Raw genomic sequence first — 18,653 nt, 5'->3', positions numbered from 1 at the left:
TGGGTTTAATCTTAACAGAGGGTCTGTGGATTGAAATATTGTGACGGATTATTAATGCCGGTCAGGACCTAAGGCAGGTCCTGAGTCTTATTGGCAAAGGCACTCTTTGTAACGGCAGGACAGAATTTTACCGTGGTTGTTGTACTGGAATTCGAACACGACGTTGTCATGCTTTTCCAGATTCACGGTGGTCTTGTCTTTTAGTTCCAGGACAGACTTCACTTCGTGTTTGCTGACTTTACCCAAAGCAAGCAGGGACTCCAAAGTCTCATCGCCTTTCAGGGTCAGACGCTCTGGGTAACCTTCAGCATCCAATTTGAAGAAGCGGATTTCCACTTTGTCTTTCGCATTGGTGTTGTCAGCGGTGATCAGGTGCACGCGGCGCAATGATCCGTCCGGCAAAGTCAGGTGGTAGTTTTCAAGAGAGATTTCCTCCTTGGCAATACCGACGCTTTTTTGCAGGTATTCCATCAAAGCTTCCGGGGTGGCGATCGCTTGAGCCGCCACTTCCGGAGCACAGGTCTGCAAAGACGGCAAGAAGGTGTCTTTACCGGAATCGTGCTGAACTTGCGCATTGCCTTTTTCACCCAGGAAGCTGTCATCGCCTGCGGTGGTCGCCGGGGTTTCCGTCGTCGCTGCGGCCTGTTCACCTTCCGCCACTTGCAAAGCTTCCTGCTGCTTTTGATGGAAAAGGATATGCAGGAAGTAATAGTCCGTTGCCACGCCCAGTGCAAAAAGCACCAGGCCCCAAGTGATCCATGTGCTAAGTTTAGTCGATCTCATAGTTCCTTTTTATTCCTGAGTTAAATCTGGAGCCCAATGGTCCCATGATTGGCAGGTTCTTGCACGCTGCGAAGGCCCACGAGCCTCACCCCAGCGGTACTCACCACCGTCATGTGGATTGTTGGAAATCAGACCCTGGAACAAACGGCGTTTGAACTCTGCCAGATCCATTTTGCGGCCTGGAAGGTAATCCACCACGCACACGGAAGCCGAAGTCACTGCCTGAGCTGCCATACGGGAAGTTTCCTGAGCCGCAGACAAAGAAATCGCCGGGAAGATTTTGTCCAATTGAGCTTTTGTGGAAGAGCTCAACTGATTACCACCGTTGATTTGCAGGATTTCTTTGTAAGCGCGACGCAAAGACATGAAATCGTCAAAGATACGACGGTCACGGTTTGGCGTGGAGTACGTGTCATAAGTTGCATAGTCCATGCACTTGTTGTTGCGCTTCAAATAGTCCAGACCTTCATTGATGGAAGTCACACGGTCCGCGAAACCAGAACAAGTGGTTTTGATCAGACGAGCGACCAACTGGTCATCGGTTTCCTGGCGCAGAGCCAGACGGCTTTGCACGTGGCGAACCCATTTGTTCAAAGGAATCTTGAACTGTTCATCGCTGTAGCCTGGGGACTGCCATACTGGTTTATTCAACGCAGAAGCCGGTCTCCAGTAACGGAAGCCCGCGCCGCTGTTCACAGAGTAATCGCCCTCAAACACCCAGTCCGGATTTGGCCAGGACTGACGTTCTTGCAGGCCGAAACCAGAATTCGCGCCAACAACAGAGTTGTAAACCAGATACGGAACACCGATCGGCAGGATTTCTTTGATCGTCCAGGAGTGGTGGTTTTTTTTGCTGGTCGCCATCAAGCCGCCAGAGCGGATCGTGTTACGGTTGATTGCCACCGGATAAGTGTCGTTCGGAAGAGAACGCGTGGACATCACACCATAGATATACCAAAGGAAGTTGCGCACGCGCTGATTTTCGCTTTGGCCATCCCAACGGCTCATTTTGTTAGAGATGGTTTTACCAGCCGCCGTAGGATCCTGAGCCACGAAGGGCAGGCGGTTTTCATAGGCGAAGATAATACGCATGGAATAAACAGTGTCAGCACAGTCTACACGCAGGCCATAATATGGATTGGTTTGGCCGTTGCGCAAAGCCTTGCGAGAAAAGAAATCCGTGCGCCATTCAGCACGAACCCATTCCGCATAACGGTCTTCATAAGCTTGGGACCATTCGTTGACTTCATTCCAAACAGCCGCGTTGGCTGCGGTTCCCATCAACAACATTACAGAAACTAAGAGACTACGAAGCATTTTACCCCCTCGAGTGTTACACCGGGGCAGGGGTATATTGCTGGCAGGTAAGGATCAATGGAATTATTATAGTGCGTCGTGTGTCATCTCGAATTTTATACCGCGGCTCGCTAGTATGCCGCGTTATCTATGCGAACATTCATCCAACTCACCCTATTTGTGGTCATTTTCTCCCTTTTGGCTTGTCAGTCAAAAGAGGAGCCTGTCACTCGGGAAAGCCGTCTTTCCAAGGGCCATCATTTGATCGATCAGGGGCTCTGGAACGAGGCGATTGAATACCTCACCAAACTAGAACAGCAGGACCCCCACCTGCACGTGAGACTGGCGCTGGCGTCCGCCTATGCTGGTCGGGCCGGGGTGCGCATCGAAAAGATCTATTCTTTCATGGCGGTCCGTAATCTGAAGCCTCAGACCGTGTCGCTAAGTGCGGTTCGCTTGGACCAAAAGACTCAAGAGCTGATGCAGTCCCTGGGCCGCTATGCCGCTCAGTGGGAGAAAATCCCGGAAGTGAAGTATGAGGGCCGTGAAGACTTAACTCGCGCCTTGCAAGTGCTGGCCCAGCAACCGGAAGCCGGGGCCCGCCTTTATGCCGCGACTTTGCGGGTGGTGCTTTTAAAGTCCGTCGTCAATGAGGGTCTTCTGAACTGGCAGGTGGTGCGCAGTCAGAAGATTTGTTCGGATCTGGTGCAGCCTTACTTTGAATGGGCTTTGCAATTGCTGGATCATCTGATCGTGATCAGTGAGGATCTGACATCCGCGTTCCCCGGGAAAAAAGCTGAATTCATCCGCTACACCGAAGATCTGCAGCGGTTCAAAAAAGAAGCCGAGGCCATTCCCTGGCCCCAGGAAAAAATATGCTTCTAAGAACTCTTTCGGCGATCCTTCTGACATTCGCTTGCGTATTTACCCAAGCGGCCACGTATTCCCCAACCATTCGTGATGGAGGCAGCCGTTTCCTGGCACGCTCACTGGGCAGTGCCTGCTATTCGATGGACAGTTTGCGCCGGGGACTTCCGTGCAATCCGGCTTATGTCGCGAAGGAAAAATCCCCGCGCTTTGATACCGATCTGCTTTTGGGCAGCAACATGGAATACCTGCGCGAAGCCGAGGCTTTGTTAAACGGAACCAGCGATGAAGCGTCAGTGGCAAAAATGTTTTCCCGCCGTGAAGCAGTCGACGGAGAAGTCTCTGTCGAAGCTTCCTTTCAGCGTCCGACCTGGGGCATTTCCGTTGAGCCGTACCGACTGGTGTATGTCTCTCAGTTTGAAAACTCGTCGCTGCCTATGGTGGACATGATTGCTTCCGAAGAACAAAGCATCAAAGCGCAGCTTGCCAGTTTCACCTCGGGGAACTTCTATGCGGGCCTGCAGCTTCGTTACACGCATGTGAAGTACGTTGGAAACTATTTTTCGGTGGTTGAAGCCGTTGCCGGGGAACGGGACGAACTTTTTGAGATTCATAATCAGGACATCTTGTATATCGAGCCCGGGCTTTTATATGCCTGGGAAGACGCCCTGTGGGAGCCGCAGATTTCGGCGATGCTTTCCCAGTGGGGCGTCAGCGACAAAAAGTCCGAGCAGTATCCCATCCGTCCACAAGGTTTGCTGGGGGCTTCGGTAAAGCCCGCTGTTCCCCTGGGACTTTTGGAAGTCGGCGTGCAGTTCCAGGTTCACAATGAGACTGAAAACTTCCAGGACGCAGTTCGGGGGGCGGTGACTTATCAATTGGGGGTCTTGCAAGGGGTGCTGAGTGCTTCCCAGTACGATCAGGCGGCAGCATTTCTGGCGACATACAAAAATTTTTCCACCGGGCTGTCCTATTGGAGCGAACGCACGAATAAGGCCGTGTTTGTCCAGTTCGGGGTGAGCTTGTGAGATTTTTGATTTTCGTGCTTTTCATTGTGCTTTTAACGGGGAAATCCTTCGCTGGCGATCGCCGCGATGTGGACTATTCCGGACCATCCAATTGGAATGAATTCCGCGCCTTTGTTCACAAGCAGCAGCAGCAAGATGAACAGGCGGGGGTGGCCTATATGATTTCAGGCGCAGTGGCTGCTATCGGTGGGACGCTCGGCTATCAGCAGTCGGAAGAAATTTTCAGCCGTACTATTTTTGCCATCACCTCAAACGTCGGACTGGCGGCCATAGGTTTGGGCGCGACTTATTACTATACCGGCAATGAAATGGATTCGTTCTTTTACGCGATTGACGGATCTTCTTTGTCGTTGGCTGAAAAGAATGAGGTTTTACAGCGGTTTTTGCTGAAAGAACGTGAAGAAAAAGAAAAGCGCAAATGGATCCGGGTGGCCACCCATGCCTTGCTCGCAGCAGCTAACATATACAGTGCGACTCAGGAAGAAAACAGCGACGTGCGTTCGGTATTCTATTTCCTGGGCGGCGCCAACACTCTGTTGGCGGTAACATACAGTTTTTAATTTAAATTAGCGACGGTTTTTGCAGCAGTAGGGAAGGATGGGGTTGGAACCATCCACCGTGACGCCGAAGCTGAATGTTCCAGCCGCCCATGAGTTGCTTGCGGCCGTGCATAGAATGACGTGCGCGCTGGAGTTGTCGGCCAGCTGACCGATCCATAAGCTTGTGTCTGTTGCGATGAAGTCTGACTGGCACAGCCCCACGGCCTGTTGAAGGTCGCAAAGGTTCCCACCTGCATTCAAACACTGAGTCATCGAAGCCGCGAAGTTCGTTCCTGTGCTCGACAGCTTTTGTGCACAGAACGGATCGCCCTTGTTGATCAATGTCCATCCAGCTTCACATGGTGCCACTGTTTTCCAGGCAGCAAGGGCCGAGTCGTAAACCAAAGCCCCACCATCGAAATAGCCCGCTGTCACGTTCACGGCTTTGCCCTGGATTTTTGCAACTGTCGGATTTGGATAAGTTCCAGAGATGTCTCCACCAGCAGTTCCTGCCGGGGCCCGCGAGTCTGTAAAGCGCGCATCATTTCCGGCGGCCAGTGTGTTCGCGGTGGTGCCGACATTGGCGGTAATCATCGGGGCCGTGCTGCCGTTGGCAACCGTGATATAGGCATTGGCGCTGGTCACGCCGCTGATAAAGTTCACCGTCGTTCCGCCGGCGGCAGTCAGGCGACCTTGAGCATCTACGGTGAAAGAAGGAATCTGCGTGGCGCTGCCATAGCTTCCTGCCGTGACGCTGGTATTAGCCAATGAAAGAGTACCCGTGGAAGTGATCGTACCGCCAGTAAGCCCTGTGCCAGCAGCGACCGACGTCACTGTGCCAGCTCCCGTTGGGACTGTTGCCGGAACCCAGTCCGTACCATTGTAACGAAGCACCTGACCACTGGTGGGAGCTGTTGCAGATACGTTCACTCCGCGCAGGCGGGTGACTTGAGTTGCCGTCGAAGTTCCGATGACGTCACCAGCCAAAGGCACAGTGATGTCCAGGCAGTCCCAGGTGTCCGTCACAGAAGTGTAGTGCATGGTTTCGCTTGCAGTACAGGTTGGCAAAGCAGCTTTACTCAGCTTGTTGGTCAGCTCGGCATTCAGATTGCTGACATCCGTGATCGCCATTGCACTGGCTTTCCATTGAGCGCCATCGTGTTTAAGAACCTGACCGTTGGTGCCTGTCGGTAAAGTAAAGTTCGTGCCGGTCAGATCCTGAACGCACGTCAGACTTGTGCCATTGGAAGTCAAAGTGTAACCAGCCGCACATGTTGGCAGGGCATTTTTGGCAAAGCCCTGAACCGTGGGGTCGGCTTCAACTTTCAAGAACTGATTGTAGTCAGTAACCACCGACAACAAAGCCGCCATCTGGGCCGGAGTCATCGCCGGAGCCGTGCCGCCATCCACCCTCAAAAGGCTTGTGGCGTTGTAGTTACCAAGCTTATTAGCTGATTGGGCATTTTGGGACTCAGTGGCGAAAGGAACGGCCTTTAGCTTTTGGGCGGCAAAGCTTTGCCACGCACTGCCGTCATAGAAAGATATACGCAGTGATCTTTCATCGGTAGCAACGGGATTGAAAGCGGCGCCACCTTTACAGGTCAAGGACGCACTGTTAGAGACTACTTTTTCCAAAGACATGTCACCGCTGGAGTAAACTTTTGTTCCTGATCCCAGCACCAGATTGAAGCGGCCTTTGGAGCCACTCATGTCGACGTTGTTGATTGTTTCCTGGTAGACCACGCAGGTGGCGTCAGGGGACAGGACCTCAAGATTGAAACTGACTGCGTTTGTATCCACGGGAGTGCCGTCGGGACGAAGAATCTTCCCCGACACATGATAGCCATCCGCCTTTGCGGCAAAGGCAAACAAAAGCGAGATTATCAACAAAGGATAACGAATGTGCTTTGGTTTCATTCATGAATATATTCGGAGTTATTTAGACAAATCCTTAGGATTTTGACCGTATTTTAGTCGGCATCTTCATTAAGAATCAGAAGGTAGCCTTGAGATGAGACAAGCTGGGTGCTTCTGTCTTCTTTCGAAACAGTGGCCTCCAGTTTATAGCCACCTGCTGAAGTCGAAATCGCATGGCTGGCCAGGTCTGTTTTTATAAATGATCCTCCGGCGGGACCACCAGTGCTCGGGGAGGGGGTTTGTCCTTTTAAAAAGCTGACCTGCGGGGTGACGTCAGAACATCCCCCTAATATCAGCAACGCGCTAAAAAGACTTAAAGACAGTTTAAGCATGCATATTACTTATCGGAGGAAAGGAACTGGACTTTAGTGCGTTCAGTTTTCGGGCGTTTAAACAGATAAGACATTGATAAATATGGAAAGAGGAGATGATCGTGCAACGTTCAAGGACATCCTTTTGGTTTTACACATTCTGTTGCCTGGCTTCATTCACCGCGTTTGGCTGGTATGAAATCACTCGTCCAACCGCAGGTGCCGGAGACTATGCCTCCAGCGCTGAAGAGCAGGTGATTAAAAAACTGCAGACCGTCAATAAATCCCTGACGGGGATTGGTACTACGGCGGCGAAAGACGACATGACCTGCACCTGTAATTTTGGTGATGTGGAAAACATGATCACGTTCGAAAAACCGGAAAACTGCGGGCCTGAACGCAACTATCTGCAGAAGCAGTTTGAAGCTTTCAAAAAAGCGGACCCGAAAGGGTTGTTCGCCGGTGGGCGTGACTATTCCAAGACCGCGGATATTCTGCCACGCAAATGTGCTCTTTATATCATGAAGCGTTTCTGGAAAGACCGTGCACTGACGCCGGAAGAAAAGCGTGAGGCGGACATTGAGTTCAACCGCACGGCTCCGCCGACAAATCAGCGTGAAGTCAAAGACGTGAAAGACTATAAAAAAGATCCATGGTTGTTCGCCAAGTGTGACCAGGACACGGGGACTCCAGAGCGTTACGGCCACAAGGCCTGCGTGACTGAAAACTATGTGAATCTGGTTTATAACTCTTTGATTGATGTGGCGGACTGTCTGGAAGTTCCGGCGAAGTTCATTGCGCCAAAACTTTCCAACGAAAGCGGTCTGCATGTGAATGCCTTTGGTCTGGTGAATGACGGTGGTATTGGTCAGTTCACTGATCAGGCGCTGGCGGATGTGGCTCAGAACTTTGAAAACTTCAAAGGCCGTATCAACAACAGCACCAAAGCATCCTGCCAAAGACTGCGCAGTATTCCAGGCGCAGTTCCGGCCAAAGCTGAAGAAATCCTGTCCGAGGACTCTCAGCGCTGCCATGCGATTTCAACTCCGCCGAATCCTCTAAGAAGTATGGTTTACTATGGTATCTTCTATCACGCGACCAAAAGAAATTCTAACGGCGCGTGGAATCGTTCCACGGATGCCAAGAATCCGGATTTCAAAGGTGTAGAGCAGTTGATGAAAGACGCTGGAATTGACGGCTTCGACAAAGAATCCATCAAAGAGATGATCTTTGTGATGGCATACAATTCGGGCCCAGGTCGTCCGCCGGTTTTCTATCGTGAGTGGCTGAAGTACCGTATCACGACCTTGAAAAAGTATCCGATCACAAAGGCTGATTTCGACATGAACTACTGGCCGACAGGAGCGCAGTTGAAAGCCAAAGCCGGGGAAGCCCGTGCCAAAGCGATTGGCAAAAAAACACCTTTGACGTTGGCGGAATACCTGTTTGCATATAAAGATTCTCTTTATATCCCGGCAGTAAAAGCACAGGCGCGCGTATTGGACAAAGCACTAGGAGCAGGCACATGCACAGAAAACAAATTCTTGGAACTGTAGTCACGGTACTGTTGGGTCTTTCTGTGAGTGCGGCGCAAGCGGCCAAAGTGGACGTTTTTGCTGAATTCAATAAAAAGATCACCAAGCTTGAAGGGGAGTTGAAGAAGGAAAAGGACGTGACCAAGCGTTACGATGTGTTCCTGAAGAACTACCGTGAGATGGGTGAACTGAGATCCAAGAACCCACGTCAGGGTGAAGAAAAAGAAATCAATATGAGTCTGTTCATGGATTCATTGGCATTCCTGCCAGAGAAAAAAGACTTCCAGGCGTCCAAATGCAAGGACTATAAAAAGGAAGTGAATGACATGATGAAATCCTATGCAAAGGATCAAAAAGAGCCCTTTGTTGATAAGGCTTTCAATGTCGTGGACCTGATCTGTAAGTAAGCAGATTAAATAATCACTTAATATGGTGCCTTCAGCCCTGCTAGAGATTGAAAAACATCTCGAATCGTAAGATAAAAGGGGCTGGAGGTGAGCATGAAAACGATCTGGGTCTTGTCAGCAGTATTGGTCTGCAGTCTGGACGTTCATGCCATTATCCCACCTGAAGGGCTGGGAGCCGGAGAAGTCGCTATTCGCAGCAATCGCAGCGTGCGCCAGCAGGTGGAATCCTACACCGAAATGCTGGAAAAAGAAGTCGGCAAAGCCAAGAACAACAAAGAACGCTATCGGGCCATGAATAGAATCGTGGGTCAGATCCGTTCATTGCGTGACAATAGCGTGCCGCAAGGGGCGCAGGATGAAGCGCACATGGATTTGATGGTGTCAGTGCTTGAATCCATTCCGGCTGAAAAGAGCTTCAAGAAAAAAGACTGCGCAAAATATGAAAATGATCTGATCAGCCAGTATGAACCCACCGCCGAAGAAGCGCCGATAGAACCCGCCGTTCAACCGGGTTGGAAGGTGTTAGAGTCTTTGTGTCGTTAAAGGGTTTGGCAAAGGCGCTGGGCGCTTTGATTCTGTTGTCCGCATCTGCGGCTTGGTCTGATGTTAAATTGGAGCAAGCCAAATGGGATAAAGCCGGTGATGATGAAGTCAAAGTCACGCTGGGGCCGCAAGTTTCTTCCTATCAAATCGACATTCAGTCGCCGAATGACGGGCCTGAAGCGCAGTTCATGCCCAATGTGGGCAGTAAAACTTATCTTGGAATCAGCTATAGAAACCTGGGCGCCTCGCTCGGATTGAGCAATCCGGTGGACGAGTCCACTGTCGATCAAAAGGGTGAAAGCTCGGCGACGGATTTTCATCTGCGGTTTTACGGTAAGCGCACCTATGAATTCAGCTATCAGTCTTACAAGGGTTATTACCTCGATAATACCGAGGCCATCAATGCGGGTTCCGCCCCCGTTGGGATAAAATACCAGCGCAGTGACATCAGCACCCGTAATATCAGTTTTGTGATGCATTGGAATTTGCGTGAAGACGATTACAGTCTGGGCGTTGCTTTCGGCCAGGATGGACATCAAAAGGAAAGTGGCTGGTCCTATTTTGCCAGTGCGATGATTTCTGACAACAAGATGACGGGGGATTCTCCGTTTATTCCTGCGGGGACTTCTGGTTTTGACAGACTGGCAGACCTCCAGGAACTGGATCGTCAAATGGCGGGCCTGGGTGGCGCCATCGGCGGTATCTGGGCGCGGGGACCGTGGTACGTGACGGGGGTTGCTGCACTTGGAGTTGCCTGGCAGAAGGTCTATGGCAAGTTTGCGACCTCGGGCAATCTGGATGAAAGTTTCATGGGCTATTTTTCGGATGCGAAGGTCGGTGCTGGATACAACGGTGAACGCCATGTATGGGATCTGCAACTGCACTCGGACAATACCACGACGGACTTCCTAGGGGGAACGGTGGATGCGATTCAAATGGAGATGCGTCTGACGTATTCTTATCGCTTCCAGAATGTGGACCTGCCCATGCTGAATACTCTTTCTTTGGTTCTTGATTAATTCAACGTAATCCTGTTGAGTCATGCTCTGGAAAATCCGATAGATTTTCTAAATGCGCGTTATTGTAAAATCTTGTCTCACTTTGATGCTTTGGAGTCTTCTGTCGGGCTGCTCGATGGAAGCGTCCATAGTTTCGCTTGAGGAGTCGCCAGTTCCTCTGCGTTCCGTTCCCGGCAAGATGGCTATTTCTCCTTCCAGGCAGATCAGCGCTCAGGATGAATCCGGTCAGTACCGAGTCGAAGGTGTGGTGGGTGAAGTCACCACGACGGATAAATCCTATTCCGATGATGGCGTCTATCAGGCAGAAATCAACATACGCTTTCAAGTCATGTGAGGAACGTTATGGTGAAACGACTTCTGGGTATTCTGGCGATCAGTTTCTCAGTCACAGCGGCTTGGGCCAGCGGGCCCAAAGGTATTCAAATTTCCGGGCGCATTTTGGATGTGGCTTCGGAGTTGCCTCTGAGTGAAGGCAGTGTGGATTTTACAGTAAAAGTTCTTAGCCCTGACAACTGTCTTTTGTACCAAGAGCAACATCTGAATAAAGACCTTTCCGCCTCGGACGGCAGTTTTGCCCTGACAATCGGTTCGGGAAGTTCCGCAGTGAATGTTTATGCGACGGCAGGGCAGGAACAAACGCGTGAAAACATTCTGAAGGTTTTTTCAAATGATTCGGCCGTCGCCAACGGGCTGGTGTCGCAACACCAGGGGTCCGAATCCACGGTGTGTTCTGGCTCTTACACTCCTGCGGCTGGCGACATTCGTAAAGTGAAGATCGTCTTTGATACGGGCTCAGGCGGGCCTCGCGCCATCTTGCCTTTTCATCAGATCGGGACTGTTCCTTATGCGATGGTCGCGCAAGAAGCGGCCAAAGCTCGTGATTCCGACAAGCTGGGCGGGGTCGCGGCAGCCAGTTACGCAAAAATCACAGATCTGGCGACCGAAGTTCCCAACAACGAAAGTGATCCGACAGTTCAGGCCTTTGCTAAATCGGCCTTGCCTGCGTGTGCTGCGGGGGAAGTTTTGAAATCCAACGGAGCCAGCTTTTCCTGTGTTACTGACACAGGTGGAGCTGTGCCTGTGGCCACTGCGGCGAGCACCGGTGTTGTGCAAGTGGGTTCGGGGTTGTCCGTAAATGGCGCTGGAGTTTTAAGTGTCGGCAGTTTGCCGATTTCTCAAACCACCGGACTGCAGACGGCTTTGAATGATCGTCTGCAAAAAAGTGAATTGCAGTGTGCGACCAATCAGGTTTTGAAATGGGTTTCGATCAGTGACACCTTTACCTGCTCTAATATCAGTATTACCGCCAGTCAGGTGTCTGACTTTAACACCGCAGTGGATGCACGTGTCAGTGCCGCAGACACGGCCAGCCCGAAATTGCCGCTGAACGGTGGCACGATGACGGGTGATTTGAATATGGGTGGTGAGGATATTCTGGCTATTGGTCACATCACCATGAGCGCCACAAAGACTTTACTGTTGGGGAACTTCACGCAAGTGCAGGAAGATGCGCTGGTGCTGAATGCCGGGCACAAAGGCCTTTCCTGGTACAATTCTGATTTAAAAGCACTTCGCTATTACGATGGCGCGGCAAAACTGACGGTGGCGGCAAGTACTTCAGCGTGCGCTGATGGCCAGATATTGAAATGGAATAACACGGCAAAAACCTGGGATTGTTCGGCCGATTCGACGGAGACGGCTCCGGGGGATGCTTCCTACGCAGCCAAAGGCCTTGTTCGCTTTGATACCAGTGCCGATGTTTCAGGAATGACGGTGGCTGCGGGTATCGCAAGTGTGAATACCGGGACGGGAGCACATCAGATTGTGAAGCTGGGGGCTGATTCAAAATTGCCAGCTGTGGATGGATCTGCTTTGACGAATATCAATGCCAGCAATCTTGCCACGGGCACAGTTTCGGCTTCAGTGCTTCCGACGATTTCCGTCGCCAAAGGCGGAACGGGTTTAACATCCGGAACCTCGGGTGGAATTCCTTATTATAATTCTGGCACGACGATGGCGTCTTCAGCAGCGTTGACTCAGCATGGGGTTGTACTGGGTGGTGGCGCGGGTGCTAGTCCCGTTTCAACTGCGGCAGGCACAGGCAATCAGGTTTTGCGTGTCCCTGCGGGTGGTGGTGCGCCGGTCTTCGGGGCGCTGGACCTTTCGTCAGCGGATGTTGTGGGAACATCGGTTTTACCCATTGCAAATGGGGGAACCGGAGCGGCCACAGCAGGTAATGCACGCACGGCTTTGGGTTTAGGAACCGCGGCCGTGGCCACCACGGGCAGTGCCGCCGGCAATGTACCGGTCTTGGGCGTGGGTGGTTTGGTAGCGAATAAAATGTGTGTCTCTGATGGAACTGCCACCGGCATCATTTGTAATACGACTGTTCCGACCGCGGGTGTGGTTGGAACTTTGACTATGTTAGGTGCGAACAACTGCATGTGGAATCAGGCTACGACCAGCTTCACTAGTGTTACGGCCGCTAATTCAAACTGTCCGGCAGCAACTGTGACAGGATCTGCCTCGGCCCCAACTGAAGGGAAAATTCCCGCAATTCGTTTTGCCAATCTTCCTGCTGGTGAATACGAAGTGTCGCTTTTTATGTACTCTTTGTATCCAGTAGATGCCGCCGTCTATTGCCGCTACCGTCTTTGGGATGGAACCAATCATTCGGGGACTGTCGGTGTGCGAGAAGCTGAGACCAGCCACTTAAAAGGCTTCTTTAGCTATGCAACAGCCCAGACGAATTTGACGTTCTATGTGCAAACAGCGACCGATACGGCCACCAAGAACTGTCGTTTGGATATGTCCATTCCGGTTGATGATAAACTGCAAATTTGGGTGAAGAGACTATAAAAGACCTGAATTCTGAAAAGAAAAAACCCACAGTCGGGGACTGTGGGTTTTGCTTTTGCTGCTTCAGCTTCCGCGGCTGCCGCCGCTCCAGCTCTGCCGGGCAGGGCCCGAAGCTCTGCCGGCGGGGCCGACTACATCTGGCGTTGACGTTTTTCGACGGCTAAAGCCGCTTCACGCACAACTTCTGACAAAGTAGGGTGGGCGTGGAAGGATCTTGCCAGATCTTCGCTGCTGCCACCGAACTCCATGCAGACGATCACTTCGTGGATCAGTTCAGACACACTTGGACCAACCATGTGGGCGCCCAGGATTTTGTCTGTTTTCTTATCCGCGATGATTTTTACAAAACCTTCAGTGTAGCCTTTCGCGCGTGCACGGCCGTTGGCCATGAACGGGAATTTACCCACGTTGATTTCAATGCCTTTTTCTTTTGCGAATTCTTCCGTGATACCTACAGAAGCGATTTCAGGGTGAGTATAGATCACACCTGGAACGGTGTCGTAGTTCACGTGCCCAGCGCCACCAGCCAGCATTTCTGCCAAAGCCACGCCTTCTTCTTCCGCTTTGTGCGCAAGCATTGGGCCGGCAATAACGTCACCGATAGCATAGATGCCCGGAACGTTGGTTTGGTAGTGTTTATCAACGATGATACGACCTTGAGGATCTTTTTGGATGCCCATTTCTTCGCAGCCAACGCCTGTCGAGAACGCTTTGCGGCCTGTGGAAACAAGCACGACATCCGCCTTCATTGAGGACGCTTTACCATCAGTCAAAGATTCGTAAGTCACTTCAACGCCATCGCCGCCAACTTTAGAACCAGTCACTTTCGTGGAAAGAAGGAAGCTCATGCCTTCTTTTTCCATGGATTTCTTAAGCACATTCATGCAGTCCTGATCCATCGTGCCGCCCAAACGGTTGGCATATTCGATCACTGTGACTTTGGCACCCAGACGCTGCCATACAGAACCCAGCTCCAGACCGATCACGCCACCACCCACAACAATCATGGATTTTGGAACTTGATCCAAAGCCAGGGCACCGGTGTTGGATACGATGCGTTTTTCATCGTATTTCAAGAACGGCAGTTCCACAGGAACAGAGCCGGTTGCGATACAGATGGACTTGGTCGTCAGGATTTGAGTGTTGCCGTCAGCACCTTTCACTTCCACTTTGCCCGGGCCTACGATTTTGCCCATGCCAGTGAATGGAGTGATTTTGTTCTTTTTGAACAAGAAAGCGATGCCTTCGGTGTTTTGTTTTACAACTTTGTCTTTGCGAGCCTGCATGGTTGGAAGGTCCAAATCAACTTTGGAAACCTTCACACCATGGGAAGCCAGATCATGCTGAGCGGCTTGATAGTGCTCAGAACTTTCAAGAAGGGCTTTGGAAGGGATGCAACCTACATTCAGGCAAGTGCCGCCGTAAGTTTTATCTTTTTCAATAACCGCAGTTTTAAGACCCAGCTGAGCTGCGCGAATGGCCCCTACGTAACCGCCGGGACCGGAACCAATAACAATAAGGTCAAATTGAGTGTCTGCCATGATTATACCTCTAGAAGCAATCTTTCAGGATCTTCGACAAGTTCTTTGATTTTAACAAGGAAGCTCACAGCCTCTTTGCCGTCGATGATACGGTGATCGTAAGTCAAAGCCAGATACATCATCGGGCGGATTTCCACTTTGCCGTTGATCGCCATTGGACGATCCTGGATTTTGTGAAGGCCCAGGATAGCTGACTGTGGGAAGTTCAGAATCGGAGTGGACAGCAAAGAGCCGAACACGCCACCATTGGTGATAGAGAATGTACCGCCGCCCAGATCATTCGGAGTGATTTTGCCATCACGACCTTTTGTCGCCAGATCACGGATCGCCAGTTCAATACCAGCCAAAGAAAGTGTATCTGCGTCTTTCACGTTCGGAACCATCAAGCCCTTCTCTGTGGAAACCGCGATACCGATATTGTAGTAGTTGTGGTACTCAATGTCCGTGCCGTTGATCCATGCGTTGACCGCAGGGAAGTCTTTCAGTGCTTCAACAACAGCTTTTACGAAGAAGCCGTTGAAACCCAGGTTCACGCCGTATTTTTCTTTGAATTTGTCTTTGTACTTGGAACGAAGCTCCATCACTTTGCCCATGTCCACTTCGTTGAAAGTGGTCAAAAGAGCCGCCGTGTTTTGCGCTTCTTTCAGTTTTTCAGAAATACGTTTGCGGATGGTCGTCATCGGAACAAGTTTTTTGTCGCCTTGTTTGGACGCGGCAGCGGGCAGTGCTGGAGCGCCGGCCGGCGCGGAAGCTGGAGCAGCTTTCGGAGCCGCCGCGGCTGCTGGCTTAGCACCAGGCTGGGCATCAAGTACGTCACCTTTTGTCAGGCGGCCGTCTTTGCCAGTCCCTTGGATGGAAGCAGGGTCAAGACCCTTTTCATTTACGATTCTGTTAACAGCAGGGGACAAGTGCGCAGAGGCATCCTTCCCGGCGGCAGCCGGCTGAGCTGCAGCACCGGCAGGTGCGGAGGCTTTTGGGGCTTCAGCTGCTGGAGCTGCTGCGCCCGCTGCTGGTTTTGCGTCTGTATCAAGAGTTGCTACTGTTGCGCCGATTTGAACAACCGCACCCGCTTCGCAGCCGGGGTTGATAGTCAAAACACCGTCGTTTTCCGCGACAACTTCCACGCTGGCTTTGTCGGTCTCAAGAAGCATAAGAACTTCATTGCGTTTTACAAAGTCGCCGGATTTTTTAGTCCAACTGCCGATGGTTGCTTCTGTGATGGATTCCCCAACCGCGGGAACTTTAATCTCTTGTTTCATGGCAACGTCCTTTTATAAAAAATTATCTATTAAAAACTGCTTTAATGATTTCAGCCTGCTCAGTTCTGTGTCTGTAGACGGAACCAGTCGCTGGAGAAGATCTCTCCGGACGGCCCACGTATTCAAAGCCCAGCTTCAGGCCGGCTTTGGATACAACCTCAACAAACTTGAAGTACACATTCTGGAAGGCACCCATGTTTTTAGGTTCTTCCTGTGCCCAAACCAAAGTCTTCGCTTTAGGGTAGGACTTCAGAACTTCCGTCACCTGAGTTGCAGGGAATGGATAGATCTGCTCCAGACGAACCAAAGCCACGTTTTCTTTTTTGGATTTTTCTCTTTCTTCCAGAAGCTCGTAGTAAAGCTTACCGGAAACAAACACCACGGTGTCCACTTTGGATTTGTCGATGGTGTCAGCAATCACTTCCTGGAAGCGGCCTTTTGCCAGATCCTCGATAGGGGACACCGCACGTGGGTGACGCAACAGGGATTTTGGAGACATCACAACCAATGGTTTGCGGAAGTCACGGCATACCTGACGGCGAAGAGCATGATAGATCTGCGCTGGAGTTGTCAGGTTCACAACCTGCATGTTGTTCTGAGCACAAAGCTGCAAGAAACGCTCAAGACGGGCAGAGGAATGTTCCGGGCCCTGACCTTCATAGCCGTGTGGCAGAAGCAGAACCAAACCGCTCATTTGCTGCCATTTGGATTCGCCGGCTGCCAGGTATTGATCGATCACGATTTGCGCGCCGTTGACGAAGTCACCGAACTGCGCTTCCCACATAACCAGGGATTTTGGATCGTGAACGGTGTAACCGTATTCGTAACCCATGACGCCGTATTCTGACAGGATACTTTCAGCCACCAGCAGCTTAGCTTTTGGATTCAGATCCGCCAGTGGGAAGTAAGCTTTGCCAGTTTTGAAGTCATACATACCCGCATGACGGTGAGTGAACGTGCCGCGCACGCAGTCTTCACCGGTCAGACGAACGGAAGTGCCTTCGCTAAGTAAAGAGCCGTAGGCCAGAAGCTCGCCCATGCCCCAGTCGATGTTTTCTTTGCCGGCACCCATGGCTTTGCGGGCCTCCAGAAGTTTGATCAGTTTCGGGTGCGGAGTGAAGTCAGCAGGGTAGCTGCCGATTTTTTCGCCGATCTGTTTTAGTTTCGCCAGATCGAAGGCGGTGTCTGCTGCTTTTTCAAAATCAGCGTCCTTGGCTTTGCGAAGTCCTTTCCAGTTGCCTTCGAACTTGAAGTTCTTAAGCTTGGGCGGATTCTTTTTGGTGTCTTCATAGATTTTTTGCAGACGATCCATGGCCTGGTTGTACAGGTCCTCGGAAGTCTTCGCATCCACAGAGCCTTCAGCTGCCAGTTTCTTGGCGAACAATTCACGAACGGTCGCGTGAGTTTTGATCAGCTCATACATCTGCGGTTGAGTGAAGGCTGGTTCATCCCCTTCGTTGTGGCCGAATTTACGGTAGCACAGAAGGTTGATAACAACGTCTTTGCCGAACTCCTGGCGATAGCGAAGGGCGATGTCCATGCTGCGAACCGCACTTTCAACGTCGTCACCGTTCACATGCAAAACCGGTACGAAAGTCATTTTCGCGGCATCAGAAGCATAACGAGTGGAACGGGTGTCTTTGCCGCTGGTTGTGAAACCAACCTGATTGTCGATGATGATGTGGATCGTACCACCGGTAGAGTGCGAATGAACTCCGGCCATCTGCAGAGTTTCCTGCACGATGCCCTGACCGGCAAACGCCGCGTCCCCGTGAAGCAGAACCGGAACAACATTCTTTTTGCCAGAAGCGCCGATTTGATCCTGAGCCGCACGAGCCATACCCAAGGCAACCGCATTCACTGTTTCAAGGTGGGAAGGGTTGTAAGCCAAAGTGACTTTGCAAGTTCCCGTCGGGGTTTTCTTTTCAGTGACATAACCCAGGTGGTATTTCACGTCGTTGTCGAAGTCTTCAATAGGCTCTGCAAGTTCCAGTGGACCGTTGAAGTCACCGAAAACATATTCTTCAGGCTTGCCGAAGAAGTTCACCAGAATGTTCACACGTCCACGGTGAGCCATGCCCACGTAAACTTCCTGAACCTGCTGGGAGGTGCCTTTGTTCACCAGGGTGTCCATCATCGGCAAAATGGAATCAGCCCCTTCCACAGAGAAACGTTTGGTTCCCACGTAGCGGGTGTGTACGAATTTTTCCAAAGTCTCAGCTTTGGTCAAAGAAGACAGAGCGTCTTTCTTGTCAGCCAAGGTGGGTTTTGCCGGATTGTTTTCAAACTGTTGAGTCAGCCATTGCACTTCTTTCGGGGAAGCGTCGGACGCCTGCAAAGAAAGAGTTCCGCAGTAAGTGGCTTTCAGGTGATTGATGATATCGCTCAACGTGGCATTGGCTTTACCAATCACAGAACCGATTTGAAATTTAGCGTTCAGATCTTTTTCGGTCAGACCGAAACGTTTCAGGGAAAGAAGTTCACCTGCTTGCGGAGCATAAAGCGGGTTGAGGTTGGCTTCAGTGTGGCCGTCAGCGCGATAAGCCTGGATCAGTTGGAAGACTGCCAGTTCCTTGTCGGACATTCCGAACTTGCCACCTTGGGCAAATTCAACACCTTCAAAAAAACTTTTCCATTCAACTGCCAGTGAATCCGGATTCGCTTTGAAGTCAGAGTAGAGTTGTTCGATATATTCTAGATTCGCACTGTTGATGCCACTGTTGCTCACGATTAAACCTCAATTGTTGAG

At 51.2% G+C, this 18,653-nt stretch carries 16 protein-coding genes; 9 read left to right on the top strand and 7 right to left on the bottom strand.

Features of this window, described 5'->3' with window-relative positions; translation table 11 throughout:
• Positions 1-87: 87 nt before the first annotated feature.
• Both BDT_RS13355 and BDT_RS13350 read right to left on the bottom strand, forming a co-directional pair.
• Positions 88-783, bottom strand: a complete 696-nt coding sequence (locus tag BDT_RS13355) for a hypothetical protein (protein ID WP_015091774.1) — start codon at positions 781-783, stop codon at positions 88-90.
• Positions 784-792: 9 nt separating this feature from the next.
• Positions 793-2,100, bottom strand: coding sequence for a hypothetical protein (locus tag BDT_RS13350; protein ID WP_041577867.1), 1,308 nt, complete (start codon positions 2,098-2,100; stop codon positions 793-795).
• A gap of 177 nt (positions 2,101-2,277) precedes the next feature.
• Between BDT_RS13350 and BDT_RS13345 the strand changes: the two genes are divergently transcribed.
• Genes BDT_RS13345 through BDT_RS13335 form a run of 3 tightly spaced genes read left to right on the top strand, consistent with a single transcriptional unit; the run spans position 2,278 to position 4,534 of the window.
• Positions 2,278-2,964, top strand: a complete 687-nt coding sequence (locus tag BDT_RS13345; protein WP_235046128.1) for a hypothetical protein — start codon at positions 2,278-2,280, stop codon at positions 2,962-2,964.
• Complete coding sequence (locus BDT_RS13340; RefSeq protein WP_015091771.1) at positions 2,955-3,974, top strand: hypothetical protein; 1,020 nt, start codon at positions 2,955-2,957, stop codon at positions 3,972-3,974. Before BDT_RS13345 ends, BDT_RS13340 begins: the two co-directional genes overlap by 10 nt.
• Positions 3,971-4,534, top strand: a complete 564-nt coding sequence (locus BDT_RS13335) for a hypothetical protein (protein WP_015091770.1) — start codon at positions 3,971-3,973, stop codon at positions 4,532-4,534. The genes BDT_RS13340 and BDT_RS13335 overlap by 4 nt, the downstream gene beginning before the upstream one ends.
• A gap of 6 nt (positions 4,535-4,540) precedes the next feature.
• On the opposite strand, the gene BDT_RS13330 is transcribed toward BDT_RS13335, so the two are convergent.
• The gene (locus tag BDT_RS13330; RefSeq protein WP_015091769.1) at positions 4,541-6,430 is read right to left on the bottom strand and encodes a hypothetical protein; all 1,890 of its coding nucleotides are present in this window, start codon (positions 6,428-6,430) and stop codon (positions 4,541-4,543) included.
• 53 nt (positions 6,431-6,483) lie between these two features.
• A complete protein-coding gene (locus BDT_RS19215) occupies positions 6,484-6,762 on the bottom strand; it encodes a hypothetical protein (protein WP_148278839.1) in 279 nt (92 codons plus the stop codon).
• Between the two features lie 95 nt (positions 6,763-6,857).
• On the opposite strand from BDT_RS19215, the gene BDT_RS13325 reads away from it, so the two are divergent.
• From BDT_RS13325 to BDT_RS13300, 6 genes are all read left to right on the top strand, one after another.
• Positions 6,858-8,297: a hypothetical protein gene (locus tag BDT_RS13325; protein WP_015091768.1), complete on the top strand. Its 1,440-nt coding sequence runs from the start codon at positions 6,858-6,860 to the stop codon at positions 8,295-8,297.
• On the top strand, positions 8,267-8,683 hold the full coding sequence (locus tag BDT_RS13320; RefSeq protein ID WP_015091767.1) for a hypothetical protein: 417 nt from the start codon (positions 8,267-8,269) through the stop codon (positions 8,681-8,683). The genes BDT_RS13325 and BDT_RS13320 overlap by 31 nt, the downstream gene beginning before the upstream one ends.
• Before the next feature lie 93 nt (positions 8,684-8,776).
• On the top strand, positions 8,777-9,226 hold the full coding sequence (locus BDT_RS13315; RefSeq protein ID WP_235046127.1) for a hypothetical protein: 450 nt from the start codon (positions 8,777-8,779) through the stop codon (positions 9,224-9,226).
• A complete protein-coding gene (locus BDT_RS13310) occupies positions 9,217-10,245 on the top strand; it encodes a DUF4421 family protein (RefSeq protein ID WP_015091765.1) in 1,029 nt (342 codons plus the stop codon). Before BDT_RS13315 ends, BDT_RS13310 begins: the two co-directional genes overlap by 10 nt.
• Before the next feature lie 115 nt (positions 10,246-10,360).
• Entirely contained in the window at positions 10,361-10,579 is a 219-nt protein-coding gene (locus BDT_RS13305) for a hypothetical protein (protein ID WP_041577865.1), read from the top strand.
• Between the two features lie 8 nt (positions 10,580-10,587).
• Positions 10,588-13,104, top strand: coding sequence for a hypothetical protein (locus BDT_RS13300; protein WP_015091763.1), 2,517 nt, complete (start codon positions 10,588-10,590; stop codon positions 13,102-13,104).
• 131 nt (positions 13,105-13,235) lie between these two features.
• On the opposite strand, the gene lpdA is transcribed toward BDT_RS13300, so the two are convergent.
• From lpdA to BDT_RS13285, 3 genes are read right to left on the bottom strand one after another with little or no spacing between them, the layout of a single operon-like run.
• On the bottom strand, positions 13,236-14,645 hold the full coding sequence (gene lpdA / locus BDT_RS13295; protein ID WP_015091761.1) for a dihydrolipoyl dehydrogenase: 1,410 nt from the start codon (positions 14,643-14,645) through the stop codon (positions 13,236-13,238).
• A 2-nt stretch (positions 14,646-14,647) separates the two neighbouring features.
• Positions 14,648-15,904, bottom strand: a complete 1,257-nt coding sequence (gene odhB / locus BDT_RS13290) for a 2-oxoglutarate dehydrogenase complex dihydrolipoyllysine-residue succinyltransferase (RefSeq protein WP_015091760.1) — start codon at positions 15,902-15,904, stop codon at positions 14,648-14,650.
• Positions 15,905-15,926: 22 nt separating this feature from the next.
• Positions 15,927-18,632: a 2-oxoglutarate dehydrogenase E1 component gene (locus BDT_RS13285; RefSeq protein ID WP_015091759.1), complete on the bottom strand. Its 2,706-nt coding sequence runs from the start codon at positions 18,630-18,632 to the stop codon at positions 15,927-15,929.
• Positions 18,633-18,653: the final 21 nt, after the last annotated feature.

This window comes from Bdellovibrio bacteriovorus str. Tiberius (assembly GCF_000317895.1).
GTDB classification, from domain to species: Bacteria; Bdellovibrionota; Bdellovibrionia; order Bdellovibrionales; family Bdellovibrionaceae; genus Bdellovibrio; species Bdellovibrio bacteriovorus_F.
This window is presented reverse-complemented; position numbering and strand designations above follow the sequence as displayed.